The organism is Pseudomonas sp. MWU13-2105, from assembly GCF_023242315.1.
Taxonomy (GTDB): Bacteria; Pseudomonadota; Gammaproteobacteria; order Pseudomonadales; family Pseudomonadaceae; genus Aquipseudomonas.
Genome location: NZ_JALLIY010000006.1, coordinates 127,668 through 146,973, shown reverse-complemented (window position 1 = coordinate 146,973; position 19,306 = coordinate 127,668). Strand labels below are relative to the sequence as shown.

12 protein-coding genes are annotated in these 19,306 nt (G+C 65.7%); 4 read left to right on the top strand and 8 right to left on the bottom strand.

Translation table 11 applies throughout. The features are described 5' to 3' along the window. The first annotated feature begins 26 nt into the window (after positions 1-26). Complete coding sequence (locus M5B96_RS10475) at positions 27-248, top strand: MbtH family protein (protein ID WP_248796642.1); 222 nt, start codon at positions 27-29, stop codon at positions 246-248. Between the two features lie 103 nt (positions 249-351). Here the strand turns inward: M5B96_RS10475 and M5B96_RS10470 are convergent, their stop codons facing one another. The 8 genes from M5B96_RS10470 to M5B96_RS10435 all read right to left on the bottom strand — a co-directional run bounded on the left by M5B96_RS10470 (position 352) and on the right by M5B96_RS10435 (position 6,765). Beyond that, complete coding sequence (locus M5B96_RS10470; RefSeq protein WP_412548600.1) at positions 352-1,236, bottom strand: metal ABC transporter solute-binding protein, Zn/Mn family; 885 nt, start codon at positions 1,234-1,236, stop codon at positions 352-354. Positions 1,237-1,317: 81 nt separating this feature from the next. Then, on the bottom strand, positions 1,318-2,217 hold the full coding sequence (locus M5B96_RS10465; protein ID WP_248796640.1) for a metal ABC transporter permease: 900 nt from the start codon (positions 2,215-2,217) through the stop codon (positions 1,318-1,320). Beyond that, entirely contained in the window at positions 2,214-3,146 is a 933-nt protein-coding gene (locus tag M5B96_RS10460; RefSeq protein WP_248796639.1) for a metal ABC transporter ATP-binding protein, read from the bottom strand. The genes M5B96_RS10465 and M5B96_RS10460 overlap by 4 nt, the downstream gene beginning before the upstream one ends. After that, a complete protein-coding gene (locus tag M5B96_RS10455) occupies positions 3,143-4,072 on the bottom strand; it encodes a metal ABC transporter solute-binding protein, Zn/Mn family (RefSeq protein WP_248796638.1) in 930 nt (309 codons plus the stop codon). The genes M5B96_RS10460 and M5B96_RS10455 overlap by 4 nt, the downstream gene beginning before the upstream one ends. A gap of 35 nt (positions 4,073-4,107) precedes the next feature. Beyond that, positions 4,108-4,680, bottom strand: coding sequence for a DUF6162 family protein (locus tag M5B96_RS10450; protein ID WP_248796637.1), 573 nt, complete (start codon positions 4,678-4,680; stop codon positions 4,108-4,110). After that, positions 4,677-5,006 (bottom strand): hypothetical protein, encoded by a 330-nt coding sequence (locus tag M5B96_RS10445; RefSeq protein WP_248796636.1) that lies wholly within the window; start codon positions 5,004-5,006, stop codon positions 4,677-4,679. The genes M5B96_RS10450 and M5B96_RS10445 overlap by 4 nt, the downstream gene beginning before the upstream one ends. Further along, positions 5,003-5,542 carry a thiamine pyrophosphate-binding protein gene (locus M5B96_RS10440; protein ID WP_248796635.1) on the bottom strand — a complete coding sequence of 180 codons (540 nt, stop codon included), beginning with the start codon at positions 5,540-5,542 and terminating at the stop codon, positions 5,003-5,005. Before M5B96_RS10440 ends, M5B96_RS10445 begins: the two co-directional genes overlap by 4 nt. After that, entirely contained in the window at positions 5,539-6,765 is a 1,227-nt protein-coding gene (locus M5B96_RS10435; RefSeq protein WP_248796634.1) for a PepSY-associated TM helix domain-containing protein, read from the bottom strand. Before M5B96_RS10435 ends, M5B96_RS10440 begins: the two co-directional genes overlap by 4 nt. A 272-nt stretch (positions 6,766-7,037) precedes the next feature. On the opposite strand from M5B96_RS10435, the gene M5B96_RS10430 reads away from it, so the two are divergent. Genes M5B96_RS10430 through M5B96_RS10420 form a run of 3 tightly spaced genes read left to right on the top strand, consistent with a single transcriptional unit; the run spans position 7,038 to position 19,302 of the window. Beyond that, a complete protein-coding gene (locus tag M5B96_RS10430) occupies positions 7,038-8,012 on the top strand; it encodes a TauD/TfdA family dioxygenase (protein ID WP_248796633.1) in 975 nt (324 codons plus the stop codon). Further along, positions 8,009-11,455, top strand: coding sequence for an amino acid adenylation domain-containing protein (locus M5B96_RS10425; RefSeq protein WP_248796632.1), 3,447 nt, complete (start codon positions 8,009-8,011; stop codon positions 11,453-11,455). The genes M5B96_RS10430 and M5B96_RS10425 overlap by 4 nt, the downstream gene beginning before the upstream one ends. Then, entirely contained in the window at positions 11,452-19,302 is a 7,851-nt protein-coding gene (locus M5B96_RS10420) for a non-ribosomal peptide synthetase (protein WP_248796631.1), read from the top strand. Before M5B96_RS10425 ends, M5B96_RS10420 begins: the two co-directional genes overlap by 4 nt. Positions 19,303-19,306 lie beyond the last annotated feature (4 nt).

Below are 19,306 nucleotides of genomic sequence, written 5' to 3'. Positions count from 1 at the left end.
TCATCCCCACACGACGGAGAACAGCAATGACTTCAGTATTCGACCGCGACGACATCCTCTTCCAGGTAGTGGTCAACCACGAGGAGCAATATTCCATCTGGCCGGACTACAAGGCGATCCCCAATGGCTGGCGCGCTGTGGGTAAAAGCGGTTTCAAGAAAGAGTGCCTGGACTATATCGAAGAGGTCTGGACCGATATGCGTCCGCTGAGCCTGCGCCAGAAGATGGACGCCCAGGCGACGGCGTAACTTTTAAACGCGTGGTTTGCCGGCAAGGCCTTCAGCGATCCTGAAGGCCTGCTCGCGGGCAAGCCCTGCTCCTACAGGATCGTGTTCAGTCTTTAGCTCACGTCTACCACGGATCCTTTAGCGCCGTCAGTACCTGGTCGATCGAGGACTCAAGCTCCAGCAACGGGTCCGCTTCTTCACCGCTGAGCACCAGCAATCGACTCCCCGTTGCGACAATCGCCGCCTTGACCGGCTCGCTCGGCTGGCGATGATCCAGCACCACCTTCACCTCGTTGGCCTTGAGGGTCTGGCTCAACTGCTCAAGGGCTTCAGGCGTCCAGGCATCGTCGGTCCGCACAGCGACCTTGATCACTTCCAGATTCAGCCCGCCCATCAGGTAATCGAAACGCTCCGACAGGCTGGCCACCGCCAGATTGTCGGCCTGGCTCAGGCGTGCCTCGGTTTCGGCGCTGAGCTTGAGCAGACGCTGCTTGAGGCTCGCCAGGTTGCTCTCGATCTTCGGTTTGGCCTCGGGCGCCAGGCGCACCAGGTCGGCGGCAATCACATCGGCCATCCGCCCCAGGTTGTTGCCCGACAGCCAGGGCTGGCTGTTCAAGCCGTCCACACCCTTGCCCGGCTGCACCGCGATACCCGCCAGGCCACCGTCCACCGGACGGGCCGCATCGACTTCGACGATCCGCACATTGCTGCGCCGGGCCATGGGGTAGAGCGGGTCCTCGGGCCACAGCGAACGCAGGCCGATCACCGCGTCGGCATTGCTCGCCAGCTTTTCCAGGGCCGCGGCCCCGCGTCCGCTGAAATAGGCACTCTGGCGACTGCCCGGCAGGTTGGCGTCGACGGCGCGTTGTAGCTCCACGCCGCTGTCCTTGAGCAGGATCTCGCCCAGGCCGTAGGTGATTGGCAGGCTGGCGAGGACGCGCAGCGGCCTGGCCGCGCTGCTGGCGTGCAACGCCGCATTATCCAGGCCGTGATTGGTGGTGATCGGCATCGGCGCCGGGTTGGCGAACGATGCTGTGCTGTACAGGCCACTCAGGGCCAGGGCGAGCGCCAGGGGGCGAAAAACAGGCATTTATCCAATATTCCCTTTGAGACTGGGTACGGTACCGCGGGCAATGGCGGCGAAGGCGAAGGCGCTACCGGCCATCAGGATGATCGCCGCGCCGGACGGCACGGGCAGGTCGAACAGGATCGGCAGCAGGATGCCGCAGAGGGTGCTGACGCTGGCAATCGCCACGGAGATCCAGAAGAAACCCTTGAGCGACTGGCTGAGCAGGCGCGCGGCAGCGGCCGGAATCACCAGCAGGGCGCCCACCAGGATCGCGCCGATGACTTTCACCGCCGCCACGGTGATCAGCGTCACCAGCACCACGAACAGGTAGTCGAGGGTTTTCACCGCGACGCCGCGCACCGCCGCCAGTTGCGGGTTGAAACTGGCCAGCATGATGCGGTTGTACAACGGCAGGCTCAGGCCCATCACCAGGCTGCCGACAATCAGCAGCACCAGCAGGTCGTCGCCATTGACCGTCAGCACCGAACCGAACAGCACGTTTTCCAGGATATGCACGTTGATCTTGCCGGCCAGCACCAGCAGCAGGCTGGCACCGAGGGCCAGGGACACCGAGAGAAACACCCCGATCAGGGTGTCCGGTGCCAGTCCGGTGCGGTTGCGCAGGTAGTTGAGCAGCACGCCGAACAGCAGGCAGTAGCCGAACAGGCTGCCGTAGGGGCCGGTGTAGGGTTCGCCGAGCAGGATACCGATGGCCACGCCGGTCAGCGCCGCGTGGCCCACTGCTTCGGAGAAGAACGCAAAGCGCTTGACCACCACCAGGGTGCCGAGGCCACCGAGCACCGGGCCGATCAACAGCCCGGCAAGCAGGGCGTTGACCACAAAGCCGTAGGCCAGCGCCGCCGGCAGGAAACCGGACGAGGCCCAGCCCTGGATCATCAGGCGAAAAGCTTCATAAGTCATGCCCGGGTCTCCTCGTTGAGGCTGCGCGGATGGGTGGAGAACAGGGTCAGCAGGCGGTCCGGGGTCAGGGCCTCGGCCGGCGAGGCGTCGAACAGCACCCGGCGATTGAGGCCGGTGACCCGGTCGGCCAGGCGCTTGACCGCTTCCAGGTCATGTTCGATCCAGAGCACGGTGATGCCGGCGCGGCGCCAGTCGAGCAGCAAGTGCTCGAAAACCTGGATGCCGGCCTCGTCCAGGGCCGACATCGGCTCGTCGAGCACCAGCAACTGCGGCGCGGGAATCAGCCCCTGGGCCAGCAATACCCGCTGCCGTTCGCCACCGGACAAGGCGCCCATGCGGCGCTTGCGTTTGTCCTGCATGCCGACCCGTTCCAGGGCCTCGCCAATCGCCCCGGCGAAATGCCGGGACAGGCCGAGAAAGGCTGGGCGGCGCTGGCACATGGCGGCCATGAAATCGTCGACGGTCATCGGTAACCCGCGGTCGAACTCCATCGCCTGGGGCACATATCCGATGATTCGCTGCAGTGCTTGTGGGGGCACAGTCCGCGAGAGCGCAACCTGTGGGAGCGCAGCTTGCCCGCGAAGCTTCTGGCGCTCTCCCGGTCCTCTTCGCGCGCAAGCTGCGCTCCCACAGTCTGCATTCCTGAGGTCTGCACTCTCACAGGCTGCGCTCCCACAAGTTGGATCTGGGGTGTTTTTGTCCGACCATTCCAGGCTCAGGCGTCCCTGGTGGGGCATCTGCCCGAGCAGGGTCTTGATCAGCGAACTCTTGCCACCGCCGTTGGGCCCGACCAGGGCGTGTATATGACCGGGGCGGACCTGGAAGGTCACGTTGTCGAGAATGCGGGTGCGCCCGAGTGCCAGGCTCACCCCGGCGAAATCGAGGGTCGGACCGATGGCCGCTACCGTCATGCGTTCGGCAGCCGTCATGCCCCGGCCTCCTGGATCGCCCGGACCACGGTGTTCAGGTTGTCGGTCATTTCCTTCTCGTACTTGTCGGCGCTGTAGTCACCATAGGAAATATGTGACAGCGGGTAGATCCGCACCCCCGACTCGCGGCGGATGGTCTCGACATAGGTGGACGGGAAGTCCAGCTCCGAGAAGATCACCTTCACATCCAGTTCGCGCAGTTGGTCGATGGTCTTCTTCAACTGGCTCGGGCTTGGTTCGATGCCATGGGCCGGCTCGACCACGGCGGTGACTTCCAGGCCGAACTCGCGCAGCAGGTAGTCATAGGCCGCATGCACCGTCGCCACCCGCAGGTCGGCGTTGGGCGCCTGGGTCAGCTTGGCCAGGGCGTCGGCGCGGATCTGCCGCAGGCGCTTGCCATAGGCGCGGGCATTGGCGGTGTAGGTCCTGGCGTTGTCCGGGTCGAGCTTGCCGAGTTCCCGGGCGATATTGTTGACCTGGGCGATGGAAGCGCTGATGGCGAGGAACGTGTGCGGGTTGACCACCTTGCCGGCGCCCCGCGCGGCGGTGCCGGTGGCGGCCAGCAACGGCACGTTTTCATTGGCCTCGATCACAGCGATATCCGGCTTTTCGCTGACGGCGATCATGCGGTCGGCGAAGTCGTCATGACCGACGCCATTGAGCACGATCACATCCAGCGTGCCGATGCGCTTGATGTCCTCGGCCCGGGGTTCGTAGGCGTGGGGATTGAAACCGGCCGGGATCAGCGGCACCACCTCGGCCTTGTCGCCGACGATATTGGCCACGTAGCTGTAATAAGGGTGCAGGGTAATGCCGATGCGCAGGCGCTTGGCCGGCTCGGCCTGGACCTGGAGGGACAGCAGCAGGGGCATGAGCAGCAGCGCGAGTAACAGGCGCCGGCGGCCGAACAGAGTTGAAGTGGACATGGGTAGACGGTCTTCCCTGGAGTGAGTCGGAAGGTTCAGTGTCGATGCTGGCGGGTCACGCCGGCATCGAATTGCGCGACCACCCGCTGCCAGCCGCCGGCGATCAGGGCGCTGTCGCCCAGGTCGGCGGGCTCTGCCAGGTCGTTGCGACGGTTGAGCCAGATGTCCGGTGCGGCGTTCGCATCGCCGCCGACCCGCATCAGGAACGAACCGGCGCTGGCCGTGGCCTGGCTCAGGCCGAAGTAGGCGTGCTGGTCGAGCAGGCGCCAGGCATGCCCACCGCGACTGACCGAGCTGGCGTCCCGGGCGAAGGGCGCAAAACCTTCCGCGCCGAGTTGCTCGGGGGAGGGTAGGAGCTGCTGGTCCTGCTGCAACAGGTGGATCTCGTCGAGCGTCACCCGCAGGTCGGCGTAGATACCCTGCTCGCCGGGGCTGAGGTCGCGGCGTGCATCCAACTGATAGGCCGCGAGGCTGCTGACGGCCTGCTTCTCGCCATGTAGCGCCACCACGGAACCGGCAACCAGCAACACGATCAGGCAGAACAGCAGCACATACAGGGTTTCATGGCCGGCCCCGGCAGGGCGCACGACCTGGCTGGTTGCACTCATGGGGCCTCGATATCCGCGTGGTCGATTTCAACGATATGCCCGGGACCGGCATCGAACAGCACATAGAAATCGCTCTCCGGCTTCTTGAAGGTCAGGCTCGAGTCCTGACCCAGCTTGCCGGGCAGCAGGATGCTTTCGTCATAGCCGATCACATCCAGGGTCACCCCGGAGGCGGCGCTACCATCGGAGAAGCCGCCTTTGCATTGAATCTGTTCGGCATCGAGCTGTTTGCATTCGCAGATCGGGTTGTGGGCCAGGGCGCTGGTACTGAAACCGGTCGCCAGCAGCAGGCAGGTGGTAAGCGCCTTGGGCGGCATGAAGATCATTTCCGGGCTCCTTGTTTGTCCAGCCAGGCGATGGTGGCCGGGGAGGCCTGGCGCAGTGGCAGGGCGGCCTGATGCACCGAGCCGTCCCAGCCTTCGAGGGTGATCCACAGTTCCGCATCGCCCTGGGTACGCTCGGGAATCGGTACCACGGCGTTCAGGCGGTAGGCCGTGCCGAAGAAGATCACCCCAGCGGCGCGCAGGCTGCGGGGTTTGCCCACGCGCAGGTAGGCGGCCTTGACCTGCTCGCCGCAAGCGTCGCACAGGCGCGCGTTGAAGCTTTTCAGATAGCCGGCGGGCCCGTCGCGACGCGGCCCTTCGTCCCAGAGTTCGGCCAGTTCCAGTCTCCAGGGGCCGACCTGGAGCTGATTCAGGTGCTGGCCCAGGCCGGTGTCGCCACGGAACAGCGCGGCATCGGAAAAGTAGCGCGGCATGAAACCCAGGGGGATCAGCACCAGCAGGATGTTCAGATGGAAGCGCCATTTATGCCAGAGGCGACTGAGGGGCGAGGGCGTCAGCAGTGCGTTGGCCTTGCTCACGGGCTTACCTCCGAGGTCTCGGCAGCCAGGGCGGTGACTCGGGGTTTGGGCATGGCGGCCGGTTCGCTCCGGGTACGGCGTTTCAGGGCCTGGGCGGTGGCCAGGGCGGTGCGTTTGCTCCAGATCAGCAGGCCGCTCAAGACCATCATGCTCAGCAGCAGGCCGAAGAAGAACCAGATCAGCTTGATCCACAGGCCGCCGAAGTCCCCGGTGTGCAGGGGCCGCATCGATTCGGTGAGGAACTCCAGGTTGTTGCGATCCGCAAGCAGGCGCGATTGTTCGATCCGGCCGTTGTAGGGGTTGATCTGCAGGGTCTGGTACATCAACGGATAGCCGCTGCGCCCGCCGACTTCGATGGGGCTGAAGGCATTGCTCGGCAGGCTGACGAAGCTCGAATCGAGCCCGGGCACCCGTTGCTGGGCGATGCGCAGGGCTTCGTCGGCACCGAGCCTCGGCGCCGGCCGGCCTTCGGGCATCAGGGGGGCGCTGTCATGGGAAATGATCGCCGGGATCGGCCGGCTGGCGAAGCTGATCTGGTTGTCGGCGAGGATCGCCTGGATCAGGAACCAGCTGCCGGTGATGGAGATCACCGCGATAAACCAGATCGACCAGATGCCGCTCAACCGGTGGAAATCGCCCCAGAAAATCCGCGCCCCCTGGTTCAAGCGCAGGGTCGGCTTGAAGAAGCCTTTCCAGAAACGCTTGTACACCATCAGCCCGGTGACCAGCGAGGCCAGCAGCGGCAGCCCGAGCAGCGACACCAGGTACCAGCCCCAGCTGTAGCCGTTGACGAACGGCACCAGCCACCAGCCGTGCAGGGCGCGGGTGAACTGCTTGAAGTCGAACTGTGGGCTGATGCCCTGGATCGCCCCGGTATAGGGATTGACGTAGACGCTCACCGAGCGGCCGTCGGGGTAGTTGATATCGGCGCGCAAGGCGAAATGCGCTTCGTCCGGGCGAATGATCTGCTGGACGATCACCTCGGGATCGCTCTTGGCGATGGCGCCGATCACCTGGTCGAAGCTGAGCCGTGGCGCATCCTCGAACGGCTTGCTGGCGCGGATCTCGGGATTGGCCAGCCAGACGATTTCCTGGCTGATCACCGCCAGGGTGCCGGTGACACAGACGATCAGGACAAAGAACCAGATGGGCAGCGCCAGCCAGCTATGGACCAGGAACCAGAGTTTTGAGCGGGACTTCTTCGCGGTGGAAAGCTTCGACATGGGAAAGCGCGGACTCGATTTCTAAGGGTGTCATCTGGATAAGACGGATGAGCCTTGGAAAAACCTATAGGGAAATGAAAGTAGATGTTTCAAAGCCATGAGACCCGGTCCTACAGAGGGGCGCTGTTTTCGAAATCGTGCGGGCATCCGACCAACGTTGCCCGGCGCACCTAATTTCCCTGTACGGCCATCCGTTAATCGAAGCACAGCCAAGTGGTGCTGCCTTCGCGGGCCCCGCACTTGCGATTCGAGATCAAGGGAGAAGAGTCGTCATGAACAATGCATCGAGTTTGGATATCCGGCCGCTGCTGACCGGGTCGGGCACCTTGCCCATGCTGATCCAGGCGCCTGAACCCGGTCTTGACCTGCGCGAGGCCTTCGCCGAATGCAGGCCGTTGATCGATGCGCACCTGTACCGCAGTGGCGGGATCCTGTTGCGCGGCTTCGATGTCGGCGGTGCCGAGGCGTTCCGTGAGTTCGCCGCCGGTTTCGGCCATCCGTTGCTCAATTACGAATTCGGCTCCACGCCGCGCAGCAACGTGACCAAAGGGGTCTACACCTCCACCGAATACCCGGCGCACCAGAGCATTCCGCTGCACAACGAACAGGCCTACACCCTCGAATGGCCGATGAAGATCTGGTTCTACAGCATGATCGCGGCACAGACCGGTGGCGAGACGCCGATCTGCGACAGCCGTGAGGTCTATCGCCGGGTGCCGGCGCGGATCCGCGAGCGTTTCGTCAGCAAGGGCCTGATGTACGTGCGCAATTACGGCAATGGCCTGGATGTGGACTGGAGCCAGGTGTTCAACAGCGAGGACGAGGCGCTGGTCGAGGCCTATTGCCGGGCCCATGCCATCGAATGCCAATGGAAGGACGACGGCGAGCTGCGCACCCGCCAGCGCTGCCAGGCGGTGGCCCGGCATCCGGTGACCGGCGAGGACGTCTGGTTCAACCAGGCGCATCTGTTCCATGTCTCGAACCTGCCGGCGGAAGTGCGTGAGACCCTGCTCGACGTGGTGGATGAAGAGGACCTGCCGCGCAATGTCTATTACGGCGACGGCTCGGCCATCGAGGTCGACCTGCTGGACGAAGTCCGTGGCGTGCTCGACGACTGCACCATCCGCTTTCCCTGGCAGGAAAACGATGTGCTGATGCTCGACAACATGCTCTGCGCCCACGCCCGCTCGCCGTTCACCGGCAAGCGCAAGGTGGTGGTGGCGATGGCCGAGGGGTACGCGCAATGAATCCGCGCGACGCACAGCAACTGGCCCGCCGTTTTATCGCGCTGTCCGAGGAGAAGCGCCGGGTGTTCCTGGCGGCGATGGACCGCGAGGGCGTCGATTTCTCGCTACTGCCCATCGTTGCCGGTGACGGTGTCGTCGAACGCGACGGCCTGTCTTACGCCCAGCAGCGCCTGTGGTTTCTCTGGCAGCTCGATCCCACCGGTGCGGCCTACAACCTGCCGCTGGCCGTGCGCCTGGACGGGGTGCTGGAGTTACCCGCGCTGGAGCAGGCCTTCAGCGCCCTGGTGGAGCGCCATGAGTGCCTGCGCAGCACCTTTGGCCAGGACGGTGAGCGCGCCTTCCAGCGCGTCGCCGAGCCGGGTCCGGTACGCATTGCCCTCAGCGACCTTTCCGCGCTGGCTCCGGAGCTGCGCGCACAGCGTGCCCGGCAAGCCATGGTCGAGGAAGCGGGACGGGCGTTCGATCTGCAGCAGGGGCCGTTGTTGAGCATTCGCCTGTTGCGTCTGGCCGAACAGGAACATGTGCTGTTGCTGACCCTGCATCACATCATCGCCGACGGCTGGTCGATGAATGTCCTGGTGGACGAGTTCACCCGCCTGTATGACGCCTGTGTCGCCGGCCATGCGCCAAGCCTGTCGCCTTTGACCGTGCATTACCGCGACTATGCCCTGTGGCAGCGCAGTTGGCTGGAAGCCGGCGAGCGTGAACGGCAACTGGCCTATTGGCGCGGACACCTGGGCGAAGAACATCCTGTACTCGAACTGCCCACCGACCGTGCCTATCCGGCCCAGGCCAGCCATCGTGGCGCGCGTCTGGAAGTGCAGGTCGACGCGGATCTGCGCCAGCAGCTCAAGACCCTGGCCCAGCGCCAGGGCGTGACCTTGTTCGTGGTCCTGCTGGCGACGTTCAAGACCCTGTTGTACCGCTACAGCGGGCAAACCGATATCCGTGTCGGTGGCCTGATCGCCAACCGCACCCGCGGCGAGACCGAGGGCCTGATCGGCTTCTTCGTCAATACCCAGGTACTGCGCAGCGAGGTGTCCGGGCAGCACTCCTTTGTCGAACTGCTGCACCGCGTGCGCGAGGCCGCCGCCGGTGCCCAGGCCCATCAGGAGCTGCCATTCGACGCCCTGATCGAAGCCCTGCAACCGGTCCGCAGCCAGAGCCACAACCCGCTGTTCCAGGTGATGTTCAACCACCAGCCGCTGGTCACCGATGTGCAGGGCAAGCTCCTCGCCTGCGGGCTGCAAGTGCGGCACCTGGGCGCGGAGGAGGGCGCCGCGGGTTCACGGGAGCACGCCGCCGCCAGCGACCTGATGCTGGAAACCCGCGAGGAAGGCGAGCAGTTGTTTGCCGCCTTTACCTACGCCAGCGATATTTTCGATGCCGCGACCATCGCCCGCCTGGCCGGGCACTGGCGCAACCTGCTGGCGGCAGTGTGCCGCGATCCGCAACAGGCGCTGGCGCGGTTGCCGATGCTGGCGCCCGAGGAGGTTGCTCAGTTGCTCGGTGATTCGGCCGGTAAACCAGTGTTGGCAACTGACTCCATGCTGCTGCCGCAGCTATTCGAAGCCCAGGTCCGGCGTACCCCCGACGCCGCCGCGCTGATCCTCGCCGAACCCCAAGCCAGCACTCAACTCCAGGCAGAACTGCAACCTGTGGGAGCCGGTGCCCCCCACCTGACCTACGCCGAACTGAATCGCCGCGCCAATCGCCTGGCTCATCTGTTGCGCGAGCGCGGCGTCGGCCCCGAGGTGTTGGTGGGGATCGCGGTGTCCCGCAGCCTGGAGATGGCGGTGGCCATTCTCGCTGTACTCAAGGCCGGTGGCGCCTATGTGCCGCTGGACCCGCAAACCCCGCCCGAGCGTTTGCAGCATGTGCTGCAGGACAGCGGCCTGCGGTTGTTGCTGACCCAGGGCCCGTGGTTGACCAGCCTGCCGACTTTCCATGCGGGTGACATCCTCTGCCTGGACCAGCTCGACGACTCGGCCTTTTCCGACAGCGACCTGTCGCTTGTCATCGAGCCGCAGTCCCTGGCCTATGTGATCTACACCTCGGGCTCCACCGGTCGGCCAAAGGGCGTGGCGATCAGTCACGCGGCCCTGGCCGAGTTCGTCGCCCGGGCCAGTGAATACAGCCAACTGGTGGACTCCGACCGGGTCCTGCAAATGGCCACCAGCAGCTTCGACGGCTTTGTCGAACAGTTCTTCCCGCCGCTATGCCTGGGAGCCTGTGTGGTGCTGCGTGATGACCGCTTGTGGGACAGTGCAAGCCTGCATGAGGCAATCCTCGAACATGGCATCACCCTGGCGGACCTGCCGGCCGCCTACTGGCATCTGCTGGTCCAGGACTGGGCGGCCCGGCCACCGCGACACTACGGCGTACTGCGGCAGATCCATATCGGCGGCGAAGCCATGGCGGTCGACGGCCTGCGTCTCTGGACACTCGCCGGCCTCGGGCATGTGCGGTTGATCAACACCTATGGTCCGACCGAAGCCACCGTGGTCGCTACCACCCATGACTGTTCGACATTGTTGCCCGAGGATGTGTCCTGGCGCGGGGTGCCCATCGGTCACGGTTTGCCCGGCCGCCGGCTATTCGTGCTGGACGACGAACTGAACCTGTTGCCCCAGGGCGCGGTCGGCGAGTTGTATATCGGCGGCCCGGGCCTGGCGCGCGGCTATCAGGGGCAAGCGGCCCTCAGTGCCCAGCGCTTTATCGTCGATCCGTTCAATCCTGGCGAACGCCTCTACCGCAGCGGTGATCGCGCGCGCCTGCGTGCCGATGGCGCCCTGGAGTACGTCGGTCGGGTCGACCACCAAGTGAAGATTCGCGGTTTCCGCATCGAGTTGGGCGAGGTTGAAGGCCGCCTGTTGCAATGTCCGGGCGTGCGCGAAGCCGCCGTGCTGGCGTTGCCCCTGGCGGGTGGCACGCAACTGGTCGGTTACCTGGTGGCGGAACAGGCGGCGGACCCGGCGAGCTTGCGCCAGCAGGTCAAGACCTTGCTGCAAGGCCGCTTGCCCGACTACATGGTGCCGACCCACCTGCTGCTGTTGCCGCGCCTGCCCCTGACCCCCAGCGGCAAGCTCGATCGCAAGGCCTTGCCGTTGCCCGATCCGAGTCAGTTGCAGGCCCGCTACCGGGCGCCCCAAGGCGAGATCGAACGCAGCCTGGCCGAGATCTGGGAACAGGTCCTGCGGGTGCCCCGGGTCGGGCTCGACGACCATTTCTTCGAGCTGGGTGGGCATTCGTTGCTCGCCGCCCAGGTGAGCGCCCGGATCAAGGCGCGCCTGGCCGTCAGCCTGCCCCTGCGCAGTCTGTTTGAACATCCCGTGCTGGGTGACCTTGCCGCGGAAGTGGCAAGCCTCGCCGAGGGCGTCGGCGAGAACGACTGGGATGATATGGAGCAGTTCATGAGTTCGCTGGAAGAGGTGGGAGCATGAGTGCCCAGGCCGCATTGAGTCTTGCCAAACGGTTTATCGGCCTGCCGCTGGAACAGCGGCGGCAGTTCCTCGTCCGCCTGAGCCAGCAGGGCAAGGACTTCAGCCTGCTGCCGGTGCCGGTCAGCCGCCATGCGCAGACGCTGCTTCCATTGTCCTATGCCCAGCAACGCCTGCTGTTCCTCTGGCAGCTCGAACCGGACAGCGCGGCCTACAATATGGCCGCCGCCTTGCGTCTGCGCGGTCAGTTGGATGAAAGCGCCTTGCAGCGCGCCTTCGAACATCTGGTCCGGCGCCACGAAGTGCTGCGTACCCGTTTCCAGATCGACGACGGGCAACCGCGCCAGGTGATCCTTGAACAGCAGGCGCTGCCGCTGGAGCGTATCGACCTGACGGCCTGCGCCACCGAGACTCGTGAGGCCGAGTTGGCCGCGCGGGTCGCCGCGCTCAGCGCGCAACCCTTCGATCTGCTCAGCGGCCCGTTGCTGCGGACCAGCCTGATCCGGCTCGACGATGAGCAATGGGTGCTGCTGGTGTGCATGCACCATATCGTCTCCGACGGCTGGTCGATGGACGTGATGGTCAAGGAGTTCGTGCAGGGCTATCAGGCCTTCCGCCAGAACCGCGAGCCCGGGTTGCCGGAGCTGGCCTTGCAGTACGCCGACTATGCGCTCTGGCAGCGCAGTTGGCTGGAAGCCGGCGAGGGTGAGCGGCAGCTGGATTACTGGCGGCGGCAACTGGGCGAGGAACAACCGCTGCTGGATGTCGCCGCCGATTTTCCGCGTCCGCCGCTGCAGAGCTTCCAGGGTCGGACCCTGCGCTTCGATTTTGGTGCCGAGCGTTCGGCGCGGCTGCAGGCCTTTGCCCGCGGCCAGGGCCTGAGCCTGTTCATGCTGGTGCTCGGCGGCTACGCCTGGTTCCTCTCCCGGCACGCCGGGCAACGGGATATCCGCGTCGGGGTGCCCAACGCCAACCGTGGCCGGGCCGAGATCGAGGACCTGATCGGTTTCTTCGTCAATACCCAGGTGCTGCGTTGCGAGGTCGACGAGCGCGAGAGTTTTCTTGAATTGCTGGCGCGGATTCGGGAAAGCAGCTTTGGCGCCCAGGCGCACCAGGAGCTGCCCTTCGAACAATTGGTGGATGCCCTGGCGCCGCAACGCAGCCTGGACCACAACCCGCTGTTCCAGGCCAAGTTCAACCAGAACGTCGGCCTGCAGCAACGGCGCGCCCTGAACCTGCCGGGCCTGTCGGTCGAGGAGTACCCGCTGCACAAGGACAGTACCCACTTCGACCTGGCCCTGGACATCACCGATGCCGGCCACCTGATTCTCGGTGAGATGACCTATGCCAGCGACCTCTACCAGCCTTCGACTATCGAAGGCTTTATTGCCTCGCTGCTCCGTCTGTTCGACGCGGTACTACGGGCCCCGCGCGCGCCGCTGCTGAGCCTGGAAAACCGCCCGCCGGTCCTGGCCACGGAACCCCGTGGTCGGGCGACTCCGGTGCTGCAACAGTGGGACGCCCAGGTGCAACGCCAGCCCCAGGCGCTGGCCGCTCGCTGTCTCGACCAGACCCTGGGTTTCCTTGAACTGGACCAGGCGGCCAATCGCCTTGCCCATCATTTGCGCGAGCAGGGCGTCGGCGTCGGCGAGCCGGTGGCGGTGCTGATGGAGCGCTCGCTGGACTGGCTGATCTGTGTCCTGGGGATTCTCAAGGCCGGAGCGGTATACATGCCACTGGACAGCAAGGCGCCTGAGGCACGTTTGCGGCCGATGCTCGAACGCGCGCGCGCGCGCCTGCTGCTGTGTGCCGAAGGCGATCCGCGGGTGACGACGCTGACCGTCGCCGGTTGTGTCGGCCAGGCTTACGTCCCTGAGCAATGGCGTCATCAAGCGGATAGCGCGCCGGCCCTGGACCTGGCGGAACAGGCCCCGGCCTACGTGATCCATACCTCCGGCTCCACCGGCTTGCCCAAGGGCGTGCTGGTCAGCCACGGGGCGCTGGCCAGCTACGTCAGCGGTCTGCTGGAACACCTGGCGCTGGCGCCCGAGGCGAGCATGGCGCTGGTCTCGACCATCGCCGCCGACCTCGGTCACACCATGCTGTTCGGCGCCCTGTGTTCCGGACGGACCCTGCATGTGCTGCCCGAGGAACTGGGTTTCGACCCCGAGCGCTTTGCCGGGTACATGCGCGAGCATCAGGTCGGCGTCCTGAAGATCGTTCCCGCTCATCTCGCGGCGTTGCTACAGGCGGCCGAGCCGGCCGACGTGTTGCCCTGGCATGCGCTGATCGTCGGTGGCGAAGCCTGTTCGTCGGCGTTGTTCGAGCAGGTCCGGGCGCTCAAGCCGGACTGCCGCTTCATCAATCACTACGGCCCCAGCGAAACCACCGTCGGCGTGCTGGCGAACGAGGTTTTGACGCTGCATCCGCATGCCCGTGGCATCGCGGTGGGCCGAACCTTGCCGGGTGCCCACGGCTATGTTCTGGATGACGTACTCAATATCGCCGTCGAGCAGGTGCCGGGCGAGTTGTATATCGGTGGCGCCAGTGTCGCTCTGGGCTATCTCGGGCAACCGGGGCTGACCGCCGAACGTTTCCTGCCCGATCCCTTCGGTGCGCCGGGCGCGCGGGTCTATCGCAGCGGCGACCGCATGCGCTGCACACGCCTGGGGCTGCTGGAATTCCTCGGGCGCACTGACGACCAGGTGAAGATTCGCGGTTACCGGGTGGAGCCGGCGGAAGTCGCCCGGGTTCTCCAGGGCCTCGCTGGCGTGGCCCAGGCGGTGGTCCTGGCGTTGCCGCTGGATGAGGCGGGCGGGCGCCTGCAACTGGTTGCCTACTGTGTCGTGGCGGCGGCTGCGCCATGCTCGGTCGATGACCTGCGACAACAGTTGCAGGCATGTTTGGTCGATTACCTGGTGCCGGCGCAGATCGTCCTGCTGGAGCAGTTGCCGCTGACTGCCAACGGCAAGCTGGACAGGCGTGCGCTGCCGCAGCCAGGGGCGGTTCAGCAGGGCTATGTCGCCCCGCTCGGCGAGCTCGAAGAGCAATTGGCGGCGGTCTGGGCTGATGTGCTCAAGCTGGAGCGGGTCGGCAGCCGCGACAACTTCTTCGAATTGGGCGGCGACTCGATCCTCAGCCTGCAGATCATTGCCCGGGCCAAGCGCCTGGGCATCCGCCTCAGTCCCAAGCAGTTGTTCGAGAAGCAGACCATCGGCCAGTTGGCGACGGTGGCGAAGCGGATCGAGAATAAGCCGGCGCGCGAGGTCATGGCGCGGGTCAGTGGCCAGCAGTTGCTGCTGCCGATCCAGGCCCGGTTTTTCGAGATGGACATCGCCCGGCGCCAGCACTGGAACCAGTCGCTGATGCTCAAACCCCGCGCGCCGCTCGACGCCGGCCCCCTGCAAACGGCACTCATGGCGCTGCTGGCGCAGCACGCTGCCCTGCGTCTGCGCTTCGCACAGCAGGACGGTCAATGGCAGGCGCATTACGCTTCGGCAACCACGGCCGATCTGCTGTGGCTCCGCGAACTCGCCGATCCGGCACAGCTGACGGGGTTGGCCGATCAGGCCCAGCGTAGCCTGGACCTGAAGAACGGTCCGTTGTTGCGGGCGCTGCTGGTCAATCTGCCCGCCGGCGAGCAGCGCCTGTTGCTGGTGATCCATCACCTGGCGGTGGATGGCGTGTCCTGGCGGATCCTGCTGGAAGACCTGCAGCAGGCCTATAGCGCCAGCGTCGCCGGGCAGTCGCCGGTGGCGGCCGTGCGCAGCAGTTCGCTGCAAACCTGGGCCGAGCAGTTGCATGGCTATGCTCGCAGCGAACCTCTGCTGGCCGAGCGTGATTATTGGTTGCGAACCCTGGCGGACGATCTCCAGGCGTTGCCGCTGGAGCTTGCCTCGGGGCAAGTGCCTGCCGGCGAAGCCGCTCATGCCAGCTCACGCCTGGACAAGACGCTGACCCGGCAACTGCTCAAGGTTGCCCCCACGGCTTACCGCACCCAGGTCAACGACCTGCTGCTAGCGGCCCTGGCGCGGGTGCTGTGCGACTGGAGCGGGCACCCTTCGGTATTGGTCCAGCTCGAAGGTCACGGTCGTGAGGACCTGTTCGACGAGCTTGATCTGAGTCGCACCGTGGGCTGGTTCAGCAGCCTGTTTCCGCTGCGGCTTACCCCGCAGGCGGAGCCGGGCGCTTCCTTGTGCGGGATCAAGGAACAATTGCGCGCGGTGCCGAACAGGGGCATCGGCTATGGCGTGCTGCGTTACCTGGGCGATGCCGACTTTGCCCGGCAACTGGCGGCCTTGCCACAGGCGCGGGTGACCTTCAACTACCTGGGCCAGTTCGACGGCAGTTTTGTCGAGGCCGACGGCGCGTTATTCGTGCCCACCGGCGAATCCACCGGGCGCAACCAGCCCGAGGATGCGCCGCCGGGCGACGGCCTGAGCCTCAACGGCCAGGTGTTCGACGGTGAGCTGCAACTGGATTGGGCGTTCAACCGCCAGCAGTATCGGCCGGAAACCATCGAGGCCCTGGCCCGCGCCTATGAACAGGCCTTGCGCGAATTGATCGAACATTGTTGCCAGGGTGGGCAACTGGGTGTGACCGCGTCGGACTTCCCGCTGGCGAACCTCAGTGCCGGGCAACTGCGGCGGCTGCCGGTAGCGGCGCCGCAGATCGAGGATATCTATCCGCTGTCGCCGATGCAGCAGGGGATCCTCTTCCATCATCTGGAGGATCCGCGGGGCGCGGCCTATATCAACCAACTGCGGGTCAGCGTGCGGCACCTGGATGTCGAGCGCTTCCAACTGGCCTGGCAGCAGACCGTGCAGGCCCATGACATGCTGCGCACGGTATTTGTCTGGCCCCAGGAGCTGGCGGCCCCGCTGCAGATCGTCCTGCGTTCGCAGCAGATGCCCGTGGCGGTTCACGACTGGCGCGCGCGCCTCGACCCTGGGGTGGCCTTCGAGCAGTTGGCGCAAGCCGACCTCGCCGCCGGTTTCGAACCCCATCGCGGACCTTTGTTGCGAGTGACGCTGGTGCGCACTGGCGAGGCCGAATACCAGATGATCTACACCAGCCACCATATCCTGATGGATGGCTGGAGCACCTCGCAGCTGTTTGGCGAAGTGCTGCAACGTTATGCCGGGATCGCGGTTGCCCGGAGTGTCGGCAGTTATCGCGACTACATCGAGTGGCTCGGCCAGCGCGATGCCCGCGCCAGCCGGGACTTCTGGCACGCGACCCTGGCCGGGTTGCAGGAGCCGACCCGCCTGGCCGGCACGCTGGGCAGTCACGCATGGGCGACTGGCTACGCGGAACATCGACATGTGTTCAGCGCGACGTTGACGGTCGGGTTGGGCCGTTTCGCCCGGGAACGCAAAGTCACCCTCAACACCCTGATGCAGGCCGCCTGGCTGCTGCTGTTGCAGCGTTATACCGGCCAGGATTGCGTGGCCTTCGGCGCCACCGTGGCCGGGCGTCCGACCGACCTGCCCGGGGTCGAGCAGCAGATCGGCCTGTTTATCAACACCCTGCCGGTGGTGGCGAGCCCTGACGCGCGGCTGACGGTGGGCGAGTGGCTGCAACAGGTGCAGGACCTCAACCTGGCGTTGCGCGAGCACGAGCAGACGCCGCTGTACGAGATCCAGCGCTGGGCGGGGTTGGGCGCGGGCGGATTGTTCGACAGCCTGCTGGTGTTCGAGAATTACCCGATGGCCGAAGCGTTGGACCAGGCGTCGGGCGTGGGCCCCGAGTTCGCGGCGCTCGAACGTTCGGAGCAAACCAATTATCCGCTGACCCTGGTGGCGCAGACGGGGCGCGAACTGGTCGTGGATTGCAGCTACGACCGGGCCGGTTTCGATGCCGCTGGCGTGGCGCGACTAGGCCGGCAACTGGAGTACCTGATGAGCCAGTTCATGGCCGATGTGCAGCAGTCGCTGGGGGCTCTGGAGCTGCTTGATCCGGCCGAGCGCCAGGTCGCCCTCGACTGGGGCCGGAGCTCTTCTGTAGGTTTCAAGCCGCGGGCCCGGAGCCATGTGCTTGAGCATCTCGCGGTCCGGGTGGCCGATCAACCTGACGCCCCGGCAATCCTGTTCGCCGACTGGCAACTGGACTACCGCACTCTCGACCGGCGCGCCAATCGCCTGGCCCACCTCCTGCGTGAACGCGGCATCGGCCCCGAGGTGCGGGTCGGCGTGTGCCTGCGCCGCACCCCGGAGCTGATCGTTGCCCTGCTGGCGATCCTCAAGGCCGGCGGCGCCTATGTGCCGCTGGACCCCGAATACCCGCGCGAGCGCCTGTTGCATATGCTCGACGACAGCCGCGCAACGCTGTTGCTGAGCGAAGCCATCCTCCTCGAACGCCTGCCGCATGAGCTACCCGCCCCGGTGCTGCTGATGGAGGCGGGCGATGCCTGGCTGGCGAGCTACCCGGCCAGCGCGCCGCCCGTGGACAGCTGCGCGCAGAACCTGGCTTATGTCATCTACACCTCGGGCTCCACCGGCCAGCCCAAGGGCGTGGCGATCACCCACGACAATCTCGCGGCGTTGATCCACTGGTCATTGCAGACCTACGACCGCGAGCAACTGCGCGGGGTGCTGGCCTCGACCTCAATCTGCTTCGACCTGTCGGTCTGGGAGATCTTCGTCACCCTGGCCGGCGGCGGTTGCCTGGTGCTGGCGGACAATGCCCTGGCGCTGGCGGAGCTGCCGGCCCGCGAGCGGGTCACGCTGATCAACACAGTGCCTTCGGCCATCGCCGCGCTGCTGCGAGCCGGGCAGATCCCGGCCACGGTCGGCACCCTCAACCTGGCCGGCGAGCCGCTCAAGCAGACGCTGGTGGATACGCTCTATGCCGGGACCCGGGTGCGCCAGGTGTATGACCTCTATGGTCCTTCGGAAGACACCACCTACTCGACCTTCACCCTGCGCATCGCCCAGGGCACGGCCAATATCGGACGCCCGCTGGAGAACACCCAGGCCTATCTGCTCGATCCCGCTCTGCAACTGTTGCCCGCCGGGGTCGCGGCCGAGCTGTACCTGGGCGGTGCCGGGGTGTCCCGGGGTTACCTGGGGCGGCCCGGACTGACCGCCGAGCGTTATGTACCGAACCCGTTCGGCACGGACGGTGAGCGCCTGTACCGCAGCGGCGACTTGGTGCGCCAGGGCGAGGGCGAGCGAATCGAGTACATCGGTCGCGCCGACCATCAGGTGAAGATTCGGGGTTTCCGTGTCGAGTTGAGCGAAGTCGAAGCCTGTCTGCTCGAGCAGCCGTCGGTTCGCGAAGCGGTGGTGCTGGCCCAGGAGGATGCGGCGGGCAAGCACTTGCAGGGCTATGTGGTGACGCCGCCGGGCACGGTCGATGCCCAGGCGTTTGTCACCGCTCTCAGGACGGCCCTGGCCGCGCGTTTGCCGGCACATATGCTGCCCGGCCAGTTGCACCTGGTCGAGGCCTTGCCGCTGACCCCCAATGGCAAGCTCGACCGCAAGGCCCTGATTGCCCTCGGCAGCGGGCCCCGACAGCCGCGCTACGAGGCGCCACAAAGCGAGCTGCAATGCCAGGTCGCGGCGCTCTGGGCGCAAGTGCTGGGGATCGAGCAGGTGGGCCTGGACGACAACTTCTTCCAGTTGGGCGGCCATTCGTTGTTGGCGACCCTGGTGGTCAGTCGGATCGGAGAACGCCTGGGCGACAAGGTACCGCTCAAGGAACTGTTCCAGACCGACAGCCTGCTGGCGTTCTGCGAACGGATCGAAGTGCTGCGCGCTGGTTCGTCGCCTGTTCAGGACGAATTGGCTAAATCCCTGGAGGCCCTCAAACGTCTATCCCTCGAAGATCTGGAAAAACTGATTTCTTGAGGGG

Coding starts and splice junctions, on each gene's coding strand:
- M5B96_RS10475 (WP_248796642.1), top strand. CDS start 27: ATGACTTCAGTATTCGACCGCGACGACATCCTCTTCCAGGTAGTGGTC.
- M5B96_RS10470 (WP_412548600.1), bottom strand. CDS start 1,236: ATGCCGATCACCACCAATCACGGCCTGGATAATGCGGCGTTGCACGCC.
- M5B96_RS10465 (WP_248796640.1), bottom strand. CDS start 2,217: ATGACTTATGAAGCTTTTCGCCTGATGATCCAGGGCTGGGCCTCGTCC.
- M5B96_RS10460 (WP_248796639.1), bottom strand. CDS start 3,146: ATGACGGCTGCCGAACGCATGACGGTAGCGGCCATCGGTCCGACCCTC.
- M5B96_RS10455 (WP_248796638.1), bottom strand. CDS start 4,072: ATGTCCACTTCAACTCTGTTCGGCCGCCGGCGCCTGTTACTCGCGCTG.
- M5B96_RS10450 (WP_248796637.1), bottom strand. CDS start 4,680: ATGAGTGCAACCAGCCAGGTCGTGCGCCCTGCCGGGGCCGGCCATGAA.
- M5B96_RS10445 (WP_248796636.1), bottom strand. CDS start 5,006: ATGATCTTCATGCCGCCCAAGGCGCTTACCACCTGCCTGCTGCTGGCG.
- M5B96_RS10435 (WP_248796634.1), bottom strand. CDS start 6,765: ATGTCGAAGCTTTCCACCGCGAAGAAGTCCCGCTCAAAACTCTGGTTC.
- M5B96_RS10430 (WP_248796633.1), top strand. CDS start 7,038: ATGAACAATGCATCGAGTTTGGATATCCGGCCGCTGCTGACCGGGTCG.
- M5B96_RS10425 (WP_248796632.1), top strand. CDS start 8,009: ATGAATCCGCGCGACGCACAGCAACTGGCCCGCCGTTTTATCGCGCTG.
- M5B96_RS10420 (WP_248796631.1), top strand. CDS start 11,452: ATGAGTGCCCAGGCCGCATTGAGTCTTGCCAAACGGTTTATCGGCCTG.